Source organism: Amycolatopsis sp. NPDC059657 (assembly GCF_042734395.1).
Classification (GTDB): domain Bacteria; phylum Actinomycetota; class Actinomycetes; order Mycobacteriales; family Pseudonocardiaceae; genus Amycolatopsis.
In genome coordinates this window covers 16482-37492 of sequence record NZ_JBHWEB010000016.1, presented here as the reverse complement: position 1 = coordinate 37492, position 21011 = coordinate 16482, and the positions used below count along the sequence as shown (strand labels likewise).

The 21011-nt window shown below is 68.3% G+C and carries 23 protein-coding genes and 3 tRNA genes; 14 read left to right on the top strand and 12 right to left on the bottom strand.

What is annotated here, in order from left to right; all coding sequences use genetic code 11:
* Positions 1–937 precede the first annotated feature (937 nt).
* The 5 genes from ACFV15_RS11350 to ACFV15_RS11330 all read right to left on the bottom strand — a co-directional run bounded on the left by ACFV15_RS11350 (position 938) and on the right by ACFV15_RS11330 (position 2461).
* Positions 938–1011: transfer RNA gene (locus ACFV15_RS11350), tRNA-Phe, on the bottom strand.
* Between the two features lie 40 nt (positions 1012–1051).
* Positions 1052–1125, bottom strand: a tRNA-Asp gene (locus ACFV15_RS11345).
* Between the two features lie 22 nt (positions 1126–1147).
* A tRNA-Glu gene (locus tag ACFV15_RS11340) sits at positions 1148–1220 on the bottom strand.
* Between the two features lie 145 nt (positions 1221–1365).
* A complete protein-coding gene (locus ACFV15_RS11335; RefSeq protein WP_378350093.1) occupies positions 1366–2130 on the bottom strand; it encodes a hypothetical protein in 765 nt (254 codons plus the stop codon).
* Positions 2131–2209: 79 nt separating this feature from the next.
* Positions 2210–2461, bottom strand: coding sequence for a hypothetical protein (locus ACFV15_RS11330; RefSeq protein WP_378350092.1), 252 nt, complete (start codon positions 2459–2461; stop codon positions 2210–2212).
* 635 nt (positions 2462–3096) lie between these two features.
* On the opposite strand from ACFV15_RS11330, the gene ACFV15_RS11325 reads away from it, so the two are divergent.
* A complete protein-coding gene (locus ACFV15_RS11325) occupies positions 3097–3519 on the top strand; it encodes a hypothetical protein (protein WP_378350091.1) in 423 nt (140 codons plus the stop codon).
* A gap of 85 nt (positions 3520–3604) precedes the next feature.
* Here ACFV15_RS11325 and ACFV15_RS11320 read toward each other — a convergent pair whose 3' ends face one another.
* The gene (locus ACFV15_RS11320; RefSeq protein ID WP_020669570.1) at positions 3605–3808 is read right to left on the bottom strand and encodes a cold-shock protein; all 204 of its coding nucleotides are present in this window, start codon (positions 3806–3808) and stop codon (positions 3605–3607) included.
* A gap of 396 nt (positions 3809–4204) precedes the next feature.
* Here ACFV15_RS11320 and ACFV15_RS11315 point away from each other — a divergent pair, with 396 nt between their 5' ends.
* From ACFV15_RS11315 to ACFV15_RS11300, 4 genes are all read left to right on the top strand, one after another.
* Positions 4205–5410 carry an Ig-like domain-containing protein gene (locus ACFV15_RS11315; protein WP_378350090.1) on the top strand — a complete coding sequence of 402 codons (1206 nt, stop codon included), beginning with the start codon at positions 4205–4207 and terminating at the stop codon, positions 5408–5410.
* A gap of 156 nt (positions 5411–5566) precedes the next feature.
* The gene (locus ACFV15_RS11310) at positions 5567–5851 is read left to right on the top strand and encodes a hypothetical protein (RefSeq protein ID WP_378350089.1); all 285 of its coding nucleotides are present in this window, start codon (positions 5567–5569) and stop codon (positions 5849–5851) included.
* Positions 5851–6417: a SigE family RNA polymerase sigma factor gene (locus tag ACFV15_RS11305; protein ID WP_378350088.1), complete on the top strand. Its 567-nt coding sequence runs from the start codon at positions 5851–5853 to the stop codon at positions 6415–6417. The genes ACFV15_RS11310 and ACFV15_RS11305 overlap by 1 nt, the downstream gene beginning before the upstream one ends.
* Entirely contained in the window at positions 6410–6883 is a 474-nt protein-coding gene (locus ACFV15_RS11300; RefSeq protein WP_378350087.1) for a hypothetical protein, read from the top strand. The genes ACFV15_RS11305 and ACFV15_RS11300 overlap by 8 nt, the downstream gene beginning before the upstream one ends.
* Positions 6884–6926: 43 nt before the next feature.
* Here ACFV15_RS11300 and ACFV15_RS11295 read toward each other — a convergent pair whose 3' ends face one another.
* Entirely contained in the window at positions 6927–8561 is a 1635-nt protein-coding gene (locus ACFV15_RS11295; RefSeq protein WP_378350086.1) for an ABC transporter permease, read from the bottom strand.
* Positions 8558–9454 carry an ATP-binding cassette domain-containing protein gene (locus tag ACFV15_RS11290; RefSeq protein ID WP_378350085.1) on the bottom strand — a complete coding sequence of 299 codons (897 nt, stop codon included), beginning with the start codon at positions 9452–9454 and terminating at the stop codon, positions 8558–8560. Before ACFV15_RS11290 ends, ACFV15_RS11295 begins: the two co-directional genes overlap by 4 nt.
* 95 nt (positions 9455–9549) lie before the next feature.
* Here ACFV15_RS11290 and ACFV15_RS11285 point away from each other — a divergent pair, with 95 nt between their 5' ends.
* Positions 9550–10050: a GbsR/MarR family transcriptional regulator gene (locus ACFV15_RS11285; protein ID WP_378350084.1), complete on the top strand. Its 501-nt coding sequence runs from the start codon at positions 9550–9552 to the stop codon at positions 10048–10050.
* Here the strand turns inward: ACFV15_RS11285 and ACFV15_RS11280 are convergent.
* On the bottom strand, positions 10025–10621 hold the full coding sequence (locus tag ACFV15_RS11280) for a TetR/AcrR family transcriptional regulator (protein WP_378350083.1): 597 nt from the start codon (positions 10619–10621) through the stop codon (positions 10025–10027). The two genes, ACFV15_RS11285 and ACFV15_RS11280, sit on opposite strands and share 26 nt — an antisense overlap.
* Positions 10622–10711: 90 nt before the next feature.
* Between ACFV15_RS11280 and ACFV15_RS11275 the strand changes: the two genes are divergently transcribed.
* The 6 genes from ACFV15_RS11275 (at position 10712) to ACFV15_RS11250 (ending at position 16407) form a co-directional block, all read left to right on the top strand.
* Complete coding sequence (locus tag ACFV15_RS11275; protein WP_378350082.1) at positions 10712–11347, top strand: NAD(P)-dependent oxidoreductase; 636 nt, start codon at positions 10712–10714, stop codon at positions 11345–11347.
* Positions 11348–11357: 10 nt separating this feature from the next.
* Positions 11358–12056: an SGNH/GDSL hydrolase family protein gene (locus ACFV15_RS11270; RefSeq protein ID WP_378350081.1), complete on the top strand. Its 699-nt coding sequence runs from the start codon at positions 11358–11360 to the stop codon at positions 12054–12056.
* 160 nt (positions 12057–12216) lie between these two features.
* A complete protein-coding gene (locus tag ACFV15_RS11265; RefSeq protein WP_378350080.1) occupies positions 12217–12396 on the top strand; it encodes a hypothetical protein in 180 nt (59 codons plus the stop codon).
* Between the two features lie 298 nt (positions 12397–12694).
* On the top strand, positions 12695–13300 hold the full coding sequence (locus ACFV15_RS11260; RefSeq protein WP_091288410.1) for an RNA polymerase sigma factor: 606 nt from the start codon (positions 12695–12697) through the stop codon (positions 13298–13300).
* Positions 13297–13767: a hypothetical protein gene (locus ACFV15_RS11255; protein ID WP_091288409.1), complete on the top strand. Its 471-nt coding sequence runs from the start codon at positions 13297–13299 to the stop codon at positions 13765–13767. Before ACFV15_RS11260 ends, ACFV15_RS11255 begins: the two co-directional genes overlap by 4 nt.
* 72 nt (positions 13768–13839) lie before the next feature.
* Complete coding sequence (locus ACFV15_RS11250) at positions 13840–16407, top strand: CHAT domain-containing protein (RefSeq protein WP_378350079.1); 2568 nt, start codon at positions 13840–13842, stop codon at positions 16405–16407.
* 128 nt (positions 16408–16535) lie between these two features.
* Here the strand turns inward: ACFV15_RS11250 and ACFV15_RS11245 are convergent, their stop codons facing one another.
* Together ACFV15_RS11245 and ACFV15_RS11240 are read right to left on the bottom strand one after the other, a co-directional pair.
* Positions 16536–17300 (bottom strand): polysaccharide deacetylase family protein, encoded by a 765-nt coding sequence (locus ACFV15_RS11245; RefSeq protein WP_378350078.1) that lies wholly within the window; start codon positions 17298–17300, stop codon positions 16536–16538.
* A 97-nt stretch (positions 17301–17397) separates the two neighbouring features.
* Complete coding sequence (locus ACFV15_RS11240; RefSeq protein ID WP_378350077.1) at positions 17398–17847, bottom strand: SRPBCC family protein; 450 nt, start codon at positions 17845–17847, stop codon at positions 17398–17400.
* Positions 17848–17920: 73 nt separating this feature from the next.
* On the opposite strand from ACFV15_RS11240, the gene ACFV15_RS11235 reads away from it, so the two are divergent.
* A complete protein-coding gene (locus ACFV15_RS11235; protein WP_378350076.1) occupies positions 17921–19822 on the top strand; it encodes an FUSC family protein in 1902 nt (633 codons plus the stop codon).
* Between the two features lie 8 nt (positions 19823–19830).
* Positions 19831–20031, top strand: coding sequence for an antitoxin (locus ACFV15_RS11230; RefSeq protein ID WP_378350075.1), 201 nt, complete (start codon positions 19831–19833; stop codon positions 20029–20031).
* On the opposite strand, the gene ACFV15_RS11225 is transcribed toward ACFV15_RS11230, so the two are convergent.
* Positions 20032–21009, bottom strand: coding sequence for a prephenate dehydrogenase (locus tag ACFV15_RS11225; RefSeq protein ID WP_378350074.1), 978 nt, complete (start codon positions 21007–21009; stop codon positions 20032–20034).
* Between the last annotated feature and the right edge of the window lie 2 nt (positions 21010–21011).

Here is a 21011-nt window from a genome sequence, read left to right as displayed (position 1 = left end):
ACAGAACCCTCATATGCCACCCACACGAGTGATAAAACCAAGCTCAGCGACCACTCCCAGTAAAACCCCCACGTAAACCCCACCCTGACACCCCAGTCCCCAAATCCCCGAAAACCCGCCCCCACCCCCAAACCCCGCCCTCAGCCGCCCACCACCCACACGTGAACGGACTACACGCGTACGCAGCCGGACGCCACGCGTCCACGAGCGGGCGACACACCGAAGCGCGCGCACCGCACGCCAACCCGGGCGTGAGACAAGGGATGCCTGGGCGTGGGACACGGCGGACTGGGGCAAACGCCCGGGCGGGCGAGCGCGGACGGGCGAGCGCCAGGGGGCCGCGAGCGCGGCCTCAGCACACGAGAGGCTGAGCAAGCACCCGGCCAGGCCAACGTAGGCGAGCGGGCCAGGGCACGCGAGCGACAACGGTAGCCCCAGAAGTGGCCGACCGCGGCCCCGCGAAGCAGGACGTACAGCGAGCACGGCCGCGGGGAAGGCGGAGGTGCACGACCGACGGGGGCAGTCGCCAGTGACGGCGAGCACGGGCGCGGCACGTAGGACGACCGAGCGTCGGGACGAGCCAGAGCGGGACGGCCAAGCACGGGCGTGGGCAGCGCAGGACGACCGAGCGCAGGGATGAGCCAGAGCGGGACGGCCAAGCACGGGCGTAGTCGGCGCGGGACGAGCGAGCGCGACCATATGAAGGTGAGGGCGAGTGGGTAGCGATCCCGAAGGGGAGCGAACCCCCAACCCCCGCCCCACCAAAGCACCAACCAAAAGAAAAACCCCAGCCACCAACGAAAATCCGATGGACAACTGAGGGGGTCCGGGGGGCGCAGCCCCTCCGGCGGGGGTGTGGGGGCTCGGCCCCCACAAGAAACAGCACCGGCTCGCAATGGGAGCGCGTAAGCGCGAACATTGCGAGCCAATGAGCGGGTGCCCAGGGCCGGGGTCGAACCGGCGACCTCTCACTTTTCAGGCGAGCGCTCGTACCAACTGAGCTACCTGGGCGAGACGCCGAAGCGCCTAGCTTTCGAGTCAAGCAATCTTGCGACCCTGACGGGACTCGAACCCGCGACCTTCGCCGTGACAGGGCGACGCGCTAACCAACTGCGCCACAGGGCCTTACTTGTCTTACTGTACTGCGTACTCCCAACGGGATTCGAACCCGCGTTGCCGCCTTGAAAGGGCGGAGTCCTAGGCCGCTGGACGATGGGAGCCCGGTCTGCTTCGGCAAGCCGACCGACCGCGCTCTCAAGGTCTCCCCTGGGAGCGAGGTTAACTATAGGGCACCGGCATTTGGGCCCTTTCCACTGGGGGTCACTAACGTGTTCCCGAGGCTGAGAGCAGCGCAAACACAGTGTTTCACGGCTTCGCGGCGGCGTCGAGTCCGCGCAGGAGCCAGAGGAGGTCCTCGCGCTCGGGTTCGTCGAGTGCCGAGTCGAGCAGTTCGGTCATGCGGGCGTCGGTGAGGTCTTCGGCTTGCTGCCAGCGTTCGGTGAGGTCCGGCTTCTTGTTCGCGGCGGCGATGAGCTCGTCGGTGTCGTGCGGGGCCCACGCGGTGCGGAGCAGGCGCTCGCGGCCGCCTTCCGGGTCGGCGACGACGGCTTCGGGGATGGTGAGGCCGACCGCGCGCAGCGCGGTGAAGTGGATGCCGCCGCGGTACTCCCGCAGGATCATCAGTGCCAGGCCGACTCGCTCGTACGGGTCTTCGGGGCGGTCGGCCGTTTGCCAGCCCGCGAAGAGCGCGAGGCCGCCGGGGTCGGCTGCGTGGGTGAGGCGGAAGAGGAGTTCGGCCAAGCGCTCCGGCTCTTTGATGTCGGCGAGGTGGGAACGGGACCAGCGGGCGTTGGCGTCGAGGTAGGCGCGGACGGCGTCGGGGGCGCTGATGGCCGCGGTGGCCGCGGGCAGCGCGAAGTCGAAGAGCCACGGCGGGAAGATGCCGAACAGGGCGCGGGCGACCTGCGGGGACGGGTCGCCGAGTATCGCGGAGCGGCCGCGCAGGTAGAGGGAGTGCTGGCCGAGTCCCTTCTCGGCTTCGATCTCGGCCAGCTCCGGTGAGGTCATGAACTTGCCGCCCCATACCTGGACGATCGGGCGGATCTCTTTGACGATTTCGGCGGTCGGCATGCCCCGAACATAACACTGTTATTCAACGCGTGCAAAGAAGGGCCCGCGCGAACCAGCGGGCCCTTCTCGTAGATCTTGATCAGCGCTGGACGGGTGCTTGCCCGTCGTCGTCGAGCGTCAGGCCCAGCATGTCGAGCAACTGGATGCAGTCGTCGACGTCCAGTGCGCCGTGCGCGACCGCCAGCCGCGCCCTGCGCACTTGATCGTCCGAAACGCGCTGGGCGTCGGCCTGGCTCGTCCGCTGGGCGGGCACGCCACCCACGGCCTGGCCGCCGCCATCGCCACCCTCATACCGGATGAGGAACTGCCGAACTTCGAGAGACCCGCTCATTGGCTCCTCCATGCGGTTCGCGGTTGCTTGGCCGCGAGGCTAGCTAGCCGACGCGCTCGCTCGCAGCCCCCCGCAGAGTGAACCTTTGACCACGCTGTGTTCGACGCTAGGTGACTAACCAACGTGCTTCCCGCAAATCGGCAACATGAATCAGAGGCAACGCGTAAGTGACACCTCATCTGCATTTTTCTCACGCACCACTCGCAGACCCGCCGAACTCGTGCAACAATCGACGTGCTGACACACCCCCGGTCAGCGCCTGTGGAGATCCCCTCCGGCCCCCGCGTTCCTCCCCCTGGCGCGGGGGCCCCTCCATTTCTGCTCGGCGCTTCGCGCCTTCGCAGAGTCCTTGTTTATCCCGGGGGGCCGAGCCCCCCGGACCCCCCACGGTGCGGCACGTCTCGACCCAGCGTGGTTCAGTTTCAAAGCACTTCACGTTGGGTTCAAAGCGCTTCCGCTGCAGTCGGCGAGCCGTTTCAGTGAAGTTGATATTGGGCTTTTGAACAGGGACTGTTCCGTGGGGTGATGGGACGATTGCGCCAATGGGGTGGGTGGTTGCTCCGATCGAGCAGAAAAATCGTGTGTCGTAGCCCACAGTCGTTGGCTTGCCGAGACCTAACCGTTATCGTGGCCGGGTGCCCCTTCCTTCGCTTGGACGACTCAGCACCCGGACGAACCTCAAGGCCGTCGGCAATGGTCGTCACCGCAACTCCGCAGTCAAGGAAGCGGAGACCGCGGTGGCCGAAGACCACGAGCTGACGAGCTACCTCGCGGCGCTCGCGCCCGAGAACGACAAAGAGAGCACCGGCAGCGGCAAGCGCTTCGGCGAAGCCCAGGTGTACCAGCTCCGCGTCAGCCTCATCGCCAGCGAGCAGCTCAAGGCCGCCGCCGAGGAGCGCGGCATGACGCCGGGCGCGCTCGCGCAGGACTGGATCCTGGAGCGGCTTTCCTGGGAGAGCCAGGCGAACTCCGCCCAGCAGCGCCGGCACGAAGAGGCGCACACCGACCAGTTCCGCTTCGACGAGCAGCTGTGGCGCGAGCCGGCCGCCCGAAGCTGAACCCACGGACACCGCAACAACAAAGAAGCCCCCCGGCGAGCCGGGGGGCTTCTTTCATCAGGTCTAAGACGCCGAAGGGCTTATCTCAGATCGGGCGAACCTTCTGGGCCTGCGGGCCCTTCTGGCCCTGACCGACCTCGAACTCCACCCGCTGGTTCTCTTCGAGGGTGCGGAAACCGCGCCCGTCGATCTCCGAGTAGTGCACGAAAACGTCGCCCTCGCCGCCATCCTGCGCGATGAAGCCGAAGCCCTTCTCCGCGTTGAACCACTTCACAGTGCCTTGCGCCACCGCTGTACTCCTCGTTGCAAATCCGCTTCGAGTGCCACCGAAGCGACACCCAGACCGTCCCGGGCGGTTCCAACGAGTGAGCAAAGAGCACGTCACGGCTCATGGCTCGCGTCAGAAGTTCCGCGAGTGTGAAGCCACGAACACGCAAAACGACGGCCTGAGTGCAGAGTACCGGGATCAGGCCAAATTTGAACCCCATGAACGCTGGATGAACCATGCTCCGGGCCAAGGTCACCGGAACGTCGTATGGCCCCACCGTTCACACCCGACGCACCCGTTAAGCTGACGCGTCGCCGACCCCGATCATTGCGTGACGTTCGTCACATGAATTCAGATCAACGCCCGTGCCGGGTCGGACGTCATTGGTGGGTAGATGGGGAGAATAGGGGCATTCGGGTGATAGTCAAAAACTCCGCACGTGGTAGGTGGGCGCCTGCCATCGTCGCTGGACTGGTTCTGACGCTGGCGTTGAGCGCGTGCAGCGGGAGTGAACCGCAAACCAACAACACGGGCACGGGGCAGCAGCAGTCTGGCGGGGGCCAGACGCCGCAGGCGGCCAAGGTGACGGTCAAACCCGCTGGGGGCGCGCAGGATGTGGCGCCGGGTGAGCCCGCCCAGATCACCGTCGCGGACGGCACCATCGGCACGGTCACGCTGACCAACCCCGAGGGCAAACAGGTCAAGGGTGAGCTCTCGGCCGACAAGAAGTCGTGGACCGTCGGGGAACAGCTCGGCTACGGCAAGACCTACACCTGGGCGGGCGACGCGACCGGCGCCGACGGCAAGAAGGTCGACATCTCCGGCAATTTCACCACGGTGAAGCCGAAGCGCCAGGTTTCCGCGAGCATCAACGTGGGCGACGGCCAGGAGTACGGCGTCGCGATGCCGATCGTGCTGTCGTTCAAGGGGAAGGTCGCGGACAAGCAGTCCGTCGAGAAGGCACTGAAGGTCGAGACCACCCCGAAGACCGAGGGTTCGTGGGCGTGGCTCGAGGGCGACACCGCCGTGCACTGGCGGCCGAAGGAGTACTTCAAGTCCGGCACCACGGTGAAGGTCGAAGCCAAGCTCTACGGCGTGAAGTTCGCCGAAGGCACCTATGGCAAGGAAGACGTCACCGCCGACTTCAAGATCGGCCGCAAGCAGGTCGTCACCGGCAACACCACCGAGCACACCATGCAGGTCATCCGTGAGGGCCAGCAGATCGCCGAGTACCCGGTGAGCTACGGCCTCGACTCCGACCCCGGCCGCGTCACCAAGAGCGGCACGCACGTGGTCATGGGCAAGCAGTCCTCGTACGCGATGAGCAACCCCCGCTACGGCTACGAGAACGTCGTGGTCCCGTGGGCGGTGCGCATCTCCAACAACGGCGAGTTCATCCACGGCCTGGCCGCGTCGATCTGGGCGCAGGGCAAGAAGAACGTCTCGCACGGCTGCCTGAACCTGTCGCCGAAGAACGCCAAGGAGTACTTCGACGGCACGATGACCGGCGACCCGGTCGAGATCTCCGGCAGCACGCAGAAGCTGACGTCCAAGGACGGGGACTACTCGGACTGGACCTACACCTGGGAAGAGTGGACCAAGCTCTCCGCGTTGAACAGCTGAGCGATGTTTCGCGCCGCGGCCGGGAAGTCGAACCTCGACTTCCCGGCCGTTGTCTTTTCACTCCGAAAACTCGATGCAACCCGGCGGTGACCTCGAAGCATGTCTAACGCACAGGCGTCGCGAGCAGAGCGCGGCGCCAGCACCCGAGGAGATGTTTTGCGTATCCGTATCGCAGTGGCGCTCGGCGGTTTCCTGCTCGCTGGCGGGCTGATCACCGGGGGCGCGGCCTTCGCCGACCAGCCATCGACTTCGACCACCAAGCCCGCGCCGACGGCGGCGCCTGGCGAGCCGACCCGCACCACCACCAAGCCCGCTCCTGCCGAGCCGACTCGCGCCACCAGGCCCGAGGTCGTGCCCGCTCCCGGCAAGCCGCGTGTCCCGAAGGCCGTTCCCGCGGGCCCCACCGGTGACCTCCACCTGCCGGCGATCACGGCGGCCTAGTGGTCTTGAGCCGTAAACCGTCGACCGGGCAGGGCTCGCCATACGATGGCGAGTTCGCCCGGTACTTCGGCGCGCGTGCGCACAGCCTGCGGTCCACCGCGTTCCTGCTGTGCGGCGACTGGCATCAGGCCGAGGACATCACCCAGGCAGCGCTTCTCAAGCTCTACCTGGCGTGGCCGAGGCTGTCCAAGCACGACGCGCTGGACGCTTATGCCCGCAAGATCGTGCTCCGGGTCTTTCTCTCGGAGCACCGGCGGCATTGGCGTAAACGGGAACGGCTCACCGACGAGCCGCCGGAACTCCCGGTCGAGGACTCCGGCGGCGAACAGGCGATGCTCGTACGCCACGCGCTCTCGGCGGTCGCGCCGAAACAGCGTGCCGTGCTGGTGTTGCGGTATTTCGACGATCTGAGTGTCGAGGAGACGGCGGCGGCGCTCGGCTGCTCGACGGGCAACGTGAAGAGCCAGGCCGCACGCGGCCTGCAGACGTTGCGCAAGCGGCTGGGCCCGCATTTCAGTGAACTGGCACTGCAGGAGTGTGGAAAGGAGGTGAGCCGGAATGGATGACGACCTCAAGGCGGCGATCAGTGGCGCCGGTGCTGTGCACGGCCCGGAACTGCGGATGACCGCCCAGGACATCATCGAGCACGGGACCAAGGTCCGTCTTCGCCGCAAGCGGTGGGCGGTGGCCGGGACGACCGCGACGACCGCGGCGGCGATCATCGCCGTCGCGGTCGTGTTCACCCAATCGCCGGTCACTCCTGTTCCCGTCCAGCCCGCCGGTCCTGGACTGAGCACGACCAGCGTGCCGCCGTCCCCCTCGGAGGCGCCGGGTCCCGACGTCACGACGCCCGAGCGGCAGACGTCGAAGCCTTCGCCTTCGGCAGGCAGGCCGGGCGGCCCGGTCGGCCCGTCCCGCACGACGACGAGTACGCCGAAGCGGACCACCGAGGCGACCAACGTGCCCACCCCGAACACCGGCGAAGCGCCGTCGGCGACGACGACCAAGCCCACCAGGCCCGGCCCGGGATAGAGCGGGCTCTATCCCGGTGTGGGACAAAGCCCGCTTTATCGCGTCAGCCGATGTCGCGGCGCCGGAAGCCGGTGAGGCCGGCGACCAGTGCGGCCAGCGCGATCGCGGTCAGCCAGATCAGTGGGGTCGCGGTGAACGCCTGGCCGGGGATCTTCGGCGCGTGCGAGAACGGCGAGATGTCCAGCACCGCCTGCGGCAGGTTGACCACGGGGCCGAACAAGCTGAGCAGCAAGGCCACCATGGCGACGGCCCAGCCCGCGCCCGAGTACTTCGGCAGCAGGCCGAAGATCGCGACCGTCACGCCGATGATCACCCAGACCGCGGGGAGCACCGCGAGCGTGCCCGCCACGGTGTCGGCGACCGAGCCGCCGACGTCGCCGGCGCGCAGGCCATTGCCGAGGCCGAGCATCACGCCGGTGAGCAGGAGCATCCCGCCCGACCCCGCGAAAGCGAACACCAAGTGGCTGCTCGCCCAGCGAAGCCTGCCGACCTGAGTTGCCAGTAGCGGTTCGAGCCGCACGGCCGTCTCCTCGCCGCGCATCCGCAGCGCCGCCTGGACCCCGTAGAGCGCGATGACCATGCCGAACATCCCGACCATGGCAGCCATGAACGCGTCGACCAGTGCCGCGGAACCACCCATCCGCTGGAAGATCTCTTGCGCCTGGCCGTTTCCGCCGACCAGTTCGCCGATGCCGCTCGCGATCGACCCGAACACCGCACCGCACACGGCCATGCCGATGGTCCAGCCGATCAACGGGCCGCGATGCAGCCGCCACGCCAGCGCGAACGGGCTGCGCAGGCTCGATGCCGCTTCGGCCGGTCCAGGCCTGGCAGGGATGATGCCGACACCGACGTCGCGTCGCGGCAGCAGCGCGTAGCCGACTCCGCCGATCACCACGGCCGCGGCGACGCCGATCAGCGCCACCCACCAGCGCTCGCCCGCGTAGGCGCGCATCTGCTGGGTCCAGCCGATCGGGGAGAGCCAGGAGATCCACTTCGCGTCGGTCGTCGAGTCGCCGATCGCGCGCAACAGGAACGCGATGCCGACGGCGGCAGAGCCGATTCCGTTGGCGGTGCGGGAGTACTCGGCCGCCTGGACGGCGACCGCAGCGATCGCGGTGAACACCAGCCCGGCCAGCACCACGGCCGCGCCGAACGCGATCGAACCCTCGGTGGGCAGCTTCGTGCCGATGAGACCAGCCGTCGTCACCAGGCCGATGCCGACGCTTGTGCCGATCGAGACGATGACCGCGGCGGTCAGCGCGGCGTAACGGCCGACCACGCCGGAGGCGAGCAGTTCGGCGCGGCCGCTGTCCTCCTCCGCGCGGGTGTGCCTGGTCACGGTGAACACGGCCATCAAGCCGACCATCAGCGCCATGAACCCGACAAGCCGCCATGCGGTGAACCCGCCCGCGGTCGACAGGTCGAACGCGGGACCGTAGATCACCGCGATCGACGGGTTCGCGCCGGCGCCGTGGATCAGTCCGGCGCGTTCGACGGCGGTGGGGTACAACGTTTCGTAAGCCTTGGCAGAGCTCATCGGCGACAGCGAGAGCACGACTATCCACAGTGGAATCGTGAGCCGGTCGCGGCGCAGCGCGAGCCGGGTGAGCTGCCAGGTGCCGGTCAGCCCGTGCGACCGGGCGGACACGGCGGGACGGTCGAGTGTCGCGGTCATTTCGCGCTCGCCTCGTTCGTGTAATGGCGCAGGAAGAGCTCTTCGAGCGTCGGCGGCTGGCTGACCAGGCTGCGCACGCCGACCTGGGTCAGCTGCCGCAGCGCCTCGTCGAGCGAGCGGGTCTCCACGTCGAAGCGGACGCGGTTGCCCTCCACCTTGAGGTCGTGGATGTTCTCGAGCCTGGTCAGCCCGTTCGGCGGGCCGGCGAGCTCGGCGGTGATCGAGGTCCTGGTGAGGTGGCGCAGGTCGGCGAGCGTGCCGGTCTCCACGTTCACCCCGTTGCGGATGATGCTCACCTTGTCGCACAAGGCTTCCACCTCGGCCAGGATGTGGCTCGACAGCAGCACCGTGCGGCCCTGCTCGCGCTCCTCCTGGATGGCGTACTGGAAGGTGGCCTCCATCAACGGGTCCAGCCCGGAGGTCGGCTCGTCGAGGATCAGCAGGTCCACATTGGACGCCAGCGCCGCGACGATCGCGACCTTCTGCCGGTTGCCCTTGGAGTAGGTGCGTCCCTTCTTCTTGGGGTCGAGGTCGAACCGCTCGATGAGGTCCTTGCGGCGCTTCTGGTCGAGCCCGCCGCGCAGCCGCCCGAGCAGGTCGATCACCTCGCCGCCGGAGAGGTTCGGCCAGAGGTTGACGTCGCCTGGCACGTAGGCGAGACGGCGGTGCAGGCTCGCGGCGTCCTTCCACGGGTCGCCGCCGAGCAGGCGTACGTCACCGGAGTCCGCGCGGAGCATCCCGAGCAGCACCCTGACGGTGGTCGACTTCCCCGCGCCGTTCGGGCCGAGGAAGCCGTGCACCTCCCCAACGGGTATCTGCAGGTCGAGGCCGTTGAGAGCCTTGGTCCGGCCGAAGGACTTGTGGAGGCCGGAGATGGAGATGGCGTTTTCCATAATTCGGAAGCTACACTCGTTTCACAAAGTTGTGAAGTTAAGAAAACGTATGGAACGAGTGACGGGGGTAGCCGGTTCCGGAAGGATGGGTCTCGATGACGACGCCTGAGCATGAGCGAGACGAAGACGCCGTCCGCCGATACGTGGAAAGCCTGGCCCTGATCCTCACCCAGATCGGGCTGGCCAGAATGCCGTCGCGCGTGTTCGCGGCGCTGATGGTGACCGACAGCGGCAAGCTGACCGCCGCGGAGCTGGCGGATCAGCTGCAGGTCAGCCCTGCCGCGATCTCCGGCGCCGTGCGGTACCTGGACCAGGTCGGCATGGTCGCCCGTGAGCGTGAACCCGGCGGGCGGCGCGATCACTACCGGGTGTTCGACGACATGTGGTACGCCGCGTTCCTCAAGCGTGACCGCTTCATGATCATGTGGCGCGACGCGGCGACCGAGGGTGTCTCAACGCTGGGCGACGAGACACCTGCCGGTAAGCGGCTGTCGGTGATGGCCGATTTCCTCGCCTATGTGATCAAGGAGATCCCGGCGATGTTCGACCGCTGGCACGAGCTGCAGAAGGCTAAGGAAGCCGCCGAAGCCCGCTGAGCGCGGTCCTCGCCAGCGTGGTCGCCAGCTCGTCCAATGTGGACTTCTCGGGCTCGACGGCCTCGTAGGTGCACAGGAACGCGTGGTGGAAGCAGGCGCCGAGCAGCAGAGAGGCGGCGGCTTCCGGGTCCGCGTCCGGATTGATCCGGCCGAGCTCGATCTCCTTGCTCAGGTAGAGCGCGACCCCGTCGATCGGGTTGCGTGGCCCGGCGCCGACCTCAGCGAGGCGCTCGCGGTGCGCGGTGAGCAGCTCCTTGGTGGAGAACACCGAGACGCCGATCGGGAAGCTGCCGAGGAAGAAATCGAGCGCGCCGCGCACGATCCTGGTGATGTTGGCCTCGATCGGCTGCTCGCCCGCGGTTTCGATCAGCTCCTCGACGATCGCCGCCAGCGGTGGGTTCTCTTCGGTGAGCACGCAGAGGAAGATCTCGGTCTTGTCCTTGAAGTGCTTGTACAGCAAGGCTTCCGAGTAGCCTGCCGCGCGCGCGATCTCCTTGGTGGTGGCGCGGGCGTAGCCCTGTTCTCGCATGATGGAGGCCGCCGCCGCGACAATGTCTTCCCGACTACCCATGCTGAGAGCCCCCTCAGTGTCTTCTTGACGGGTGGGCGACCACTTACCCACTATAGCGGGTGAGTGTTTACTAACCCCTGGAGTCCGGTCATGAAACTCACCATTCTCGGCGCCACCGGCGGGGTCGGCACCCACCTCGTCAGGCAGGCATTGGCGGCGGATCACCATGTCACGGCCGTCGTCAGAGATCCTTCCAGGCTCGCCGTCGAGCCGCAGGTTCGCCTGGAAGTCGTAACAGCGAAGGAGCTCGACCCGAGCACGCTGGCCCCGGCGGTCACCGGCAGGGACGCGGTCATCTCCACGCTCGGCGCGCGTGACCGCCGTCCGACCACCGTGTGCGCGAACGGCGCGCGCGCCGCGATCGCGGCGATGCGCGAGGCAGGCGTCAACCGGTATGTCGTGGTCAGTGCGAGCGGGCTGGTCACCGACGGGGACGGCGTCTTCACGCGCTCGCTGGTCAAGCCGCTGCTGTGGCGCGTGCTCAGGGAGAGCTATCGCGACATGCAAGAGATGGAAGAACTGGTTCGCGCGAGCGACCTCGCGTGGACGATCGTGCGGCCGCCCCGGCTCACCGCCGGCGAGCGCACCGGGCGGATCAGGAGCAGCGCCGACGGCAACGTACGCGGGTCGTTCAGCATCGCGCGCGCCGACGTCGCCGACTATCTACTCCGGACTGTGGCCGACGACTCCCTGGTGAAGGCCACTATTTCCATCGCGCACGGCTAAAGTCCGCTCCATGCGTGTACTGACGGCGGTGTTACTCGCCCCGGTGCTGTTCGCGCAGGCGTTGCACGTGCGCCGCGTGACCCCGAAGTTGCCGGGTGCGAGCGGCCCGGTGACCGGGTCCGTGCCGGGCGGCGATCCACTTCGGCTGCTCGTGCTCGGTGAGTCCACCGTGGACGGCGTCGGCGCCGCGTCGCACGAAGAGGCGTTGACCGGTCAGCTGGCCTTGGCACTGGCCGAGCGGACCGGACGCGGCGTGCGCTGGCAGGCGGTCGGCCGCACCGGCGCGAACGCTCGCGTCGTTTTGGCGGAACTGCTGCCCGCCGCCGAGCCGGCCGATCTGGTGGTGATCGCGCTCGGCGTCAACGACACGATCGAGCTTCACTCGGCCGGGCGTTATCGCCGCGACCTGCTGCGGCTCGTCGTCGCGGTCCGCCGCGAACTCGGCCCGGTTCCGGTGCTGCTCGCCGGCGTCCCGCCGATGGACCGGTTCCCGGTGCTCCCGCAGCCACTGCGCGCGGTACTCGGCGCCAGGTCGGCCGCGCTCGACGAGGCCGCCGCGCGGCTCACCCGCGTACCGGGTGTCGGCCACGCGCCCATGCCGTCGGAGATCCTCTCCGGCGACCTCTTCGCGGAAGATGGTTTCCACCCAGGTCCAACCGGTTATCGGGACTGGGCGACACAACTCGCGCAAACGGCTACCGCGCGGTAGTCGCCGGTCACCCGCTGTTGGCATCGAGCCGCAATAGGGTGACGCATGACCTGCGGTTCTTCCGCAACCCTGAATTTCCCTGAAAAAGTTTGCGCTCCGTGTATCTGCAGACGAGATAACTGCGTCTTATGGAGTAGCCGAGAGGGAATGGGGTAACGCGATGTCGACCGAGACCACGACAGAACAGCTGCCGGAGGATCCGACCACCGACGGCCTCGACAACTGGCACCCGCATTCGCCGCCGCCGGAGGACCCGGAGCCGACGGACCCGGAGACGCGGAAGCCGCAGCCGTTGGTCTCGCCGGAGAACTGGCACCCGCACTCGCCTCCGGTCAACTAAGCCTCAGGCAGGTGGTGTCCGGCAGTCGAGGGGGGCCGCCGGATGCCACCTCCTCGAAGTCTCGCTCGGGGGAGGGGATTTCGGGGATGGCCCGTTGGGGAGCGGGCTGAAAAGAGGAAGCGGGAGCCGGTCCGGCGTTGACTCTGTCGACGCGGGCCGGCCTTCCGTGCTTCCATGAACCACTACGACAGTTGAGCGACCTGTGTATCCCAGAGTGACCTGCCTGCTCCTCTCTGATGAAGAGCCCGCGATACTGCCAACGCCGACTTGAAGAGCAACTCGAAGTGAGGCAGATACGGTGACCGACGTCCAGACAGCCGAAGTGGACCCGCCATGGGAAGGCCTGACCGGCCCGGAGTTGCATGCCGCCTGCATGCAGGCCGCCCGTGCCGGCGACCGATCGGCGCTGGATCGGCTGGTCGCCGATCTGACCCCGCTGGTCTGGCACGTGGCGCGGGGCAACGGATTGGACCGGCACACCGCGGAGGACGTCGTGCAGACCGTATGGCTGGCTTTGTTCAGCCATCTCGAAGGGATGAAGGATCCCAGGGCGCTCGCCGCGTGGCTGATCACCACGACGCGGCGGGAGGCTCAGCGTCCGCACGGCCGCAAGACACCGCCCATCCCGCTGAGCGACGAGCTCGCCGAGTCGATGCCGAGCACGCAGCCCGCACCTGAGGAAGAAGCCATCAGGGCCGACCGGGACCGCCGCCTCTGGCAGGCGTTCCTCCAGCTGAACGACCGGTGCCAGGAACTGCTCCGACTGACCGTCCTTTCCGGACGGGCCGAATACCAACTGGTCGCCGAGGCCATGCACATGCCGCGCGGAAGCGTTGGACCGACCAGGGGGCGTTGCCTCAACACGATGCGCGAATTGCTTGCCAGTGAAGGGGGCAGCCGATGAACGAGATCGGGAGGATCTTTCCGAGCGACGAGGAACTGCTGGCCGATTTGGACAGGTTTCTCGACGAGATGGACCCGCCACCGGCCGGGCTGGTCGAACGGGTCCAGTTCGCCATAGACCTGGAGAACCTCGACGTCGAGGTCGCGCGCTGGGAGAGCATGGACGCGCTCGCCGGTGTCCGTGGCAGCGGCGACCAGGGCACGATCACCTTCACCGTCAGTGACCTGACCGTGATGATCAACCTCACCAAGGTCGGGCGGAAGAACCGGATCGACGGGTGGCTGGTGCCCGCGGGCGAGTACAGCGTCGAAGTACGGGTGGCCGAGCACGGCTCTTCGGAGACGACCGCCGATGAGGGCGGCCGGTTCGTGCTGGACAACGTGCCCTGCGGAACGACGCAGATCCTCGTGCATTTGGGGGATCTCGCGAGCCGTCGGACAGTGGTGACGCCCACAGTGGTCCTGTAGACCCGGACGGTCGTTCCCGATGCAGGCACAGGTGTGCTCCCATAGGGCGTGCCTGGGCCGCTTTGTGAACTCATGAGAGCCGTGGAAGCGGCACGTGATCTCTACGACCGTGCCAAGAAAGCGTCGGCGGACTCCCGGCCCGCGGTCACCGCGAAGCTGTTGCACCAGGCTCTGCGGGTCCTCGGCCAGCAGGTCCAGGATGACGTGAACTGGCTGGAGATCAGCACGAAGGTGTTGATCTCCTTGGCGTCGGCCGAAGCGGAGACGAAGTCGCCGGCGTCGGGGCTGAAGCACCTGGACACGGCCGAGTCGATGCGGCTGCGGATGCCCGACTGCAAGGAACGCAGCACGCTGCGGTTCACCGTCGGGCTCCAGCGTGCGATCATGCTCGCGCGCATCGGTCGTCTCGCCGACTCCGTCGCGCTGTTCGACGCGTTGCTGCCCAGCGTCGACGCCGAGGTCGAGGACGACAAGCTCCTGCTCACCACGGACCTGCTCAACCGCTCGTACGTCCATGTGCTGATGAGCAACCCGGAATCCGCGCGCGCGGATCTGCGGCGCTGCCTCGAATTGGCCGAAGAACACGGCCACCACGGCCTCGCCGGGAAGGCCAAGCACGGGCTGGGTGACCTCGCGCAGCTCGAAGGCGACATCCCCGAGGCGCTGCGCAACTACGAGCAGGCGGGCCAGATCTACCGTTCGATCTGGCCAGGCTGGCTTCCGCTGCTGCGGCTGAACCAGGCACGCGCGCTGCTCGCGGCCGGTCTCGCCGAAGAAGCGGCTGCCCAGCTCGATGAGATCATGCCGGAGCTGATCAGGAAGAAGGCCGCGCAGGACATCGCCGAGGCCGAGGTCGCCCGCGCCGCCGCGGCGATACTGGAAGGCGATTTCGCGCTGGCCCGCAAGTACGCGGCCGCCGCGCGACGGCGGTTTTCGCGCCGTGGCAACGCACGGTGGGCCGAGATCGCCTCGCTGGCCAGGCTGCGCGCAGGCGCGCTCGCCGCGTTGGCGAACAAGGCACGCAAGCCCGGACCGCGGCTGCCACGCGAGCTGAGCGAGCTCGCGCCGCGGCTGGCCGAGCTCGGCCTGCGAGACGAGGCTGCGGCCGCACGGCTGCTGGCCGTTCGGCTGCACCTGCGTCGCGGCGCGGTCGACGAAGCGGAAACCCTGCTGTCTCAGGTGCCGAAGCCCCGTCAGACCACCCCGATCGACCACCGGATGCTGCTGCGGCTGTGCCGCGCCGAACTCGCCGTCGCCACCGGACGGCGGCGCGCGGCGCTCGCGCAGGCACGTGCCGGGCTCACCGAACTCAGCGCGATCCGTGACCGCATGGGCGGCCTCGACCTCGTGTGCGGCACCGCCGTGCACGGCCAGGAGCTCGGCAGGCTCGCGGTGAGACTGGTGCTCGGCGGCAGGCGTGACCAGTCGCAGGCCAGGCAGCTGTTCGCCTGGCAGGAGCTCACGCGTGCGCAGGTCTACCGTTACGAGCCGTTGCCGGTGATCGAGGATCCCGTGCTGGCCAGGCACATCACCGAGATGCGGCAGGTGCAGGGCACCATCCAGCGCAAGCGGCTGCAAGGCGAATCCGTGGCTGCGCTGGAAAAGCGCTACAGCGCGCTGCAGGGCGAAGCAGGCAGGCTCGGCTGGTACACAAGCCCGTGGGGCAAACCGCGGCCGGTCGCGACGAACGACGAGATCGTCGAGGCGCTGGGCGACCGCGTGCTCGCCAGCGTGGTCAGCGACGGCGAGACGCTCTTCTGCGTGATCATCCGTGACGGCGAGTTCAGCCTCACCAAGCTGGGCGACCGCGCCGAGGTCATCGAAACGGTGAAGCAGCTGCACGCCGACCTCGACGCACTCGCGCCCGACCACCTGCCCCAGATGCTCGCCGAAGCCGTCGCCGGTTCCGCTTCCCGGCGCGCGGAGAAGCTCGACAAGCTGCTTCGCGCCTCACTGACCGAACAGTTCGCCGACCGCGAGCTGGTGATCATCCCGATCGGACCGCTGTACGTGCTCCCGTGGGCGGTGCTGCCGTCGCTGCGCGGCCGTCCGCTCACGGTCGCGCCGTCCGCGACGGCCTGGCTGTCCGCGATGAAACGCCCGCACGCCTCGCCGGTACTGCTGGCAGGCGGTCCCGGAGTGCCGGGCGCGATCGGCGAGGTGAGCCAGCTGCGCGCGGTCTACCCCGGCGCCCAGCTGATCGACGGCACGTCCGCGACGAGCGCCGCGGTACTGGAGGCGCTCGAGGGCTCCGGCACCGCGCACCTGGTCGCCCACGGCGCCCACGAGCCCGCGAACGCGTTGTTCTCCCGCCTCGAACTGGTCGACGGCCCGCTCTTCGCCCACGAGACCTCCCGCCTGACCCACCCACCCGAGCGCGTCGTGCTCGCCGCGTGCGAACTCGCCATGAGCCACATCCGCCCCGGCGAAGAAGCACTGGGTTTCGCGGGGACGTTGCTGGCGAGCGGCTCCCGCACGGTCATCGGCGCCATCGCCCGCGTAGGCGACCGCGCCGCGGCCGAAGCCATGACCGACCTCCACCGCCAACTCGCGGCCGGCATTCCCCCGGCCACCGCCTTGGCCGAAGCCACAGCGGTCGACCCGTTCCGGCGCCCCTTCCTCTGCCTGGGCGCCGGCTGACCCCGCCGACCCTGGGAAAAAAATCCCAATGTGGCATTGGTCAGGTTTCAGCACGCCAATGTGGCTTTCGTCAGCTCAGAGCTGACGAAAGCCACATTGGGATTTTTTTCGCCGGATCAGGCGGCGGGTCAGCCTAGGAAGTCGGGGAGCGGGACGGGGGTGAGACCGTCCTTTTTGGCCTGGGCGATGAAGGCGTTGAAGTCCTCGGCGAAGGTCTTGCGGAAGTGCATCAGGACGATGTCGCCCGGCCGGAGCTTGTCGCCGACCTGGAACTGGACCACGCCGTCGTTGACCGCGGCCGTCCAGAGGACCGCGACGCGCATGCCGCAGTCGGCCGCCGCCTTCAGCGTCGTCTGGTCGTAGTTGCCGTACGGCGGGCGGAACAGGCTCGGGCGCTGGCCGAATTCGCGGGCGAAGTCGTCGGCGTCGTCGCAGATCTCCTTGTGCTGCAAGTCATACGGCTTGCCTTTGAGGTTCGGGTGGGTGACCGTGTGGTCACCGAGCGACGCGCCCGCCGAGTCGAGCAGGCCCTTGAAGTAGGCCTCGTGACCCTTCACGTGCTTCTGGTTCAGGAACAGCACCGGGTGCGCGCCCGACTGCTGGATCAGCTGCTGCGCCTGCGGATCCGGCACCGCGCCGTCGTCCATGGTGATGAACACGTACGGCTTGTCGGTCTTGATGCTGCGCACCACCGGCACCTTGCCGTCCGCGACCGGCGGCGCTTTCTGCTGCACCTGGCCGAACGGGTACGGCGCCGCGTTCACCGGCGCGGGCGCCGCTCCGGGCGCCGGGTTGCGCTGTTGACTGTCCGGCTGTGGATCCGGCGTCGAACAGCTCACCAAGAGCGACAGAACGACTACGAGTGCGCACCCCACTCGTGTCCTTTTTGGCATGACACGTCCCCTGGTTCTTTAAAAAGAAACAGCCCTTGTCGGGCAAGAACTACCCGATAGGAGGACGTGTCACGCGATCGTGGGTTGTCTCAGGTGATCATGAGTTACGTTCCGCTGTTGCAACCAAACGTGCCGAGATGACTCGGATCGCGGTCTTGAGGACGGCCAGCTGCACACTTCCGGTGCCTGGCAACGATTCGGTGAATGATCCGGTCCAGCGGAGGTCGGTGCCGCCGTCATCCCTTGGGGTGAAGAACACTTCCGCGCGGTAGTCCTTCACCGGCGCCGGCGGGCCCGCGAAGGCGTAGACGTGGCGACGGTCCTGTTCGTACTCGATCGTCTCCTCGCGCATCAGGAGCGGCCACAGCCCGACCCGGCGGATCGCGCCGACCCCGCCGACCGGTGCGGCCTCGCGTTCCCAACTCGATTGGACGATCACCGGTTTCGCCCAATCGGACCAGCGGCCGCCGTCGGTCTCCAGCCGGAACAGCGTCGCCGCCGTCGCCGTGCTCGTGCGGTTGACCTCGAAGCCGAACGTCTTGCCCACTTGAGCCTCCCGAAACGGTTGTTGACGCGACGATAATTAATCCGGCCGCCCGCCGATAGGTCAAGATGGTCACGTGAGCACGACGCGCCCCGATTTCGCCGCGCCGCATTGGCTGGTCCAGCTCCTGCGCAGCAAGCCGGTTCCCATTCCCTGGAACATGGTGGTCAGGGCGGTGCTCGCGCTGACCGTCCCGCTCGCCGTCGGATTCTGGATCGGCGACATCACCGTCGGCACCATGCTCTCGACCGGCGCGCTGCCCGCGGTCCTCTCCGAGTCGGCAGGCCCGTACCGCTACCGCGCGATCCGGCTGGCAGGTGCGAGCGGCGCGGCCGCCGCAGGCTACTTCGTCGGGCTGCTGACCGGACCGAGCGTCGCCGCGTCCGCGATCGCCGTCGTGCTCGTAGCCGGGATATCGGCGCTGATCAGCGCGGCTGGCAGCAACGCGTCCGTCGCCGGGCTGCAGATGTTCGTCTTCTGCGTGCTCGGCACCGGCCAGCACGCCACCGGGGTCCGCGTCGAGCACGCGCTCGGCCTCTTCCTGCTCGGCGCCGCGTGGAGCCTGGTCGTCGCGCTGGCCAGCTGGACGTTCCGCGCGACCAGCCCGGAACGCAACGCCGTCGCGCACGTCTACATCGAACTCGCCGCGATGCTCTCCGCGGCCGACGAGGCGACCGCGCGCGTCGCCCGCAACCAGCTCACGACCGCGATGAACACCGGCTACGACCGCCTGCTGACCGCGCGCTCCTGGCTTTCCGGCCGTGACGCCGCCTACCGCGAGCTGCTCAATCTGCTGTCGGCGACGACACAGGCCGTCGAAGCCGCCGTCGCGCTCGTCCACACCGGACGCCGCGCGCCCGCCGAGGTCATCGACTACCTCACCACCGCCGCGGCCGCCGTGCTCGCGAACCAGCCGCTGCCACAGGCACCGAAGCCGCCGCCGGACGCGGACTCCGGCACGAAAGCGCTCTACAACGGCTTGATCCGCATCGGCAAGGGCGACGACCGCAAGCGCGGCACGCCGACCTCACCATTGCGCCGCCTGCGCGAGTGGGCGTCTTCGCTGGTCTCCGGTCCGTTGACCTGGCTCGCGGCGCTGCGGCTGTCCTACTGCGTCGCGCTGGCGGAGCTGGTCGGCTGGCTCATCCCGCTGGAGCGGTCGTACTGGCTGACACTGACCGTCGGCCTGGTGCTCAAGCCGGACTTCGGCTCGGTGTTCGGCCGCGCGGTGCTGCGCGGGATCGGCACGGTCGCCGGGGTCGCGATCGGCGCCGTGGCGCTCGGGTTCGGCGTGCACGGCTGGGCGCTGGTGGTGCTGATCGGGCTCTTCGCGGGCGGCGTCGCGATCGGGAAGGTCCGCAACTACGGCATCCTCAGCGCGTTCGTCACCCCGCTGATCATCTTGCAGACCGACCTGTCCACCAATGGGACCTGGTCGGTCGCCACCGCACGGCTCGTCGACACCGTGCTCGGCTGCGCGATCGTGCTGCTCTTCGGTTATCTGCTCTGGCCTGGCAGCCGCAGGCCGCGCGTCGGCGGGCTGCTCGCGGACGCGATGGGCGTCGTCTCGAAGTACGTCGAGCGCGCGCTCACCGTCTCGGGTGAAGACCGGCTGGAACGCTCACGCGCCCGCCGCAAGGCCTACCGGGCACTCGCCGATCTGCGGACCGCGTTCCAGCAGGTCGTCGTCGAGCCGTCGCCGAACGGGCGCCAGGCCGTCGCGTGGTGGCCGGTCATCGCCGGGCTCGAGCGGGTGACCGACGCCGTCACCCAGGTCGTCGTGCACAGCGGTGACCTGCCCGATCCCGCCGAGGTCGAGCTGGTCAAGGCAGCGCTGGCCGAGCTGGCGGCGGCCATCCGCGAGGAGCGCTGGCCGGTGACGATGCCGCTCCCGGAGAGCGAGCGGCTCGCCGGGGTCGCGGATCAGGTGTCCGCCGCGTTCGACGCGGTGCGCGGTCCGGAGCCGGATCGGGTTTGATGGGGGCCATGGGCATCGATTTCGACGCGTTGAAGAACAAGGCAGAGGAAGCTCTTCGCGAGCACGGCGACAAGATCGAGGACGGCCTCGACAAGGCCAGTGACTTCGCGAAGTCGAAGTTCGGCCACGGTGACCAGATCGACTCGGTCACCGGGAAGGCCAAGGACTTCATCAACAAGTACGACGAAACCCCGGACGAGCCGAAGTAGCTAGCTGACCTCGCCGATGGCCGTGTCCCCGTCGAAGGCGGTGATGCGGCCACCGCGCTCGCCGAGCGCGATGAGGCCGTCCCTGGCGTCATCGGCGGTCAGGCTCACCCGCACCCCGGCCCGCTGCACGTTCTTGCTGGCCTGGAACATCTGCGCGCCCTCGTGACCGGCGTTGATCGTCGCGGCGAGCCCGCCGGTCGACGCCAACGAGCCGCGGGTCGCGCCGAGCCTGCCGAGCGCCTCGTCGACGATCGGCAGCAACGCGGCCCTGTTGCCCTCCGTCATGGCGCGCACCAGGTCGGGACGGCTCTGCGCCACCCGCGTGCCATCGGTGAACGAGCCGGCGGCCAGTGCCATCGCGAGCGGCCCGCCCTGCGCCCCGATCGTCGCGAGGATCGCGGCGAACAGGTGCGGCAGGTGCGAGATGCGCGCGACCGTCTCGTCGTGCGAGTCGGCGGGCAGCGGGATCACGTGCGCGCCGGCGTCGATCGCCAGCTGCGCGACCTCGGCCCACGCCTGCAGGTCGGTGTCCTCTTCGACACAGACGACCCAGGGTGCGCCTTGGAATAGCTCGGGGTCGGTGGCCGTCCAGCCGGACTCCTGCGAGCCTGCCATCGGGTGGCCGCCGACGAACTTGTTCCACTTCGCCAGCCGCTTGACCGAGTCCAATACCGGCCCTTTGACGCTGGTCACGTCGGTGAGCAGGCAGTTCGAGGCGTACTCGTACACCTGGCGCAGCACGTCCTCGACCGCGGGCAGCGGCACGGCCAGCACCACGAGCGCGTCCTGTTTGGCCGCGCGGCGCAGTGCGACCGCCACGTCGGCGGTGACGTCGAAGCCCTGTCTGCTCGCCGCGTCCGCGTCCATTTCGGACGCCGTGGCACCGAACGCCGTTCTGCCGGCCGCCGTCGCGGCGCGCAGCAGCGATCCGCCGATCAAGCCCAGACCGATGACGCATACGTCTCGCACGCCGCTCATCC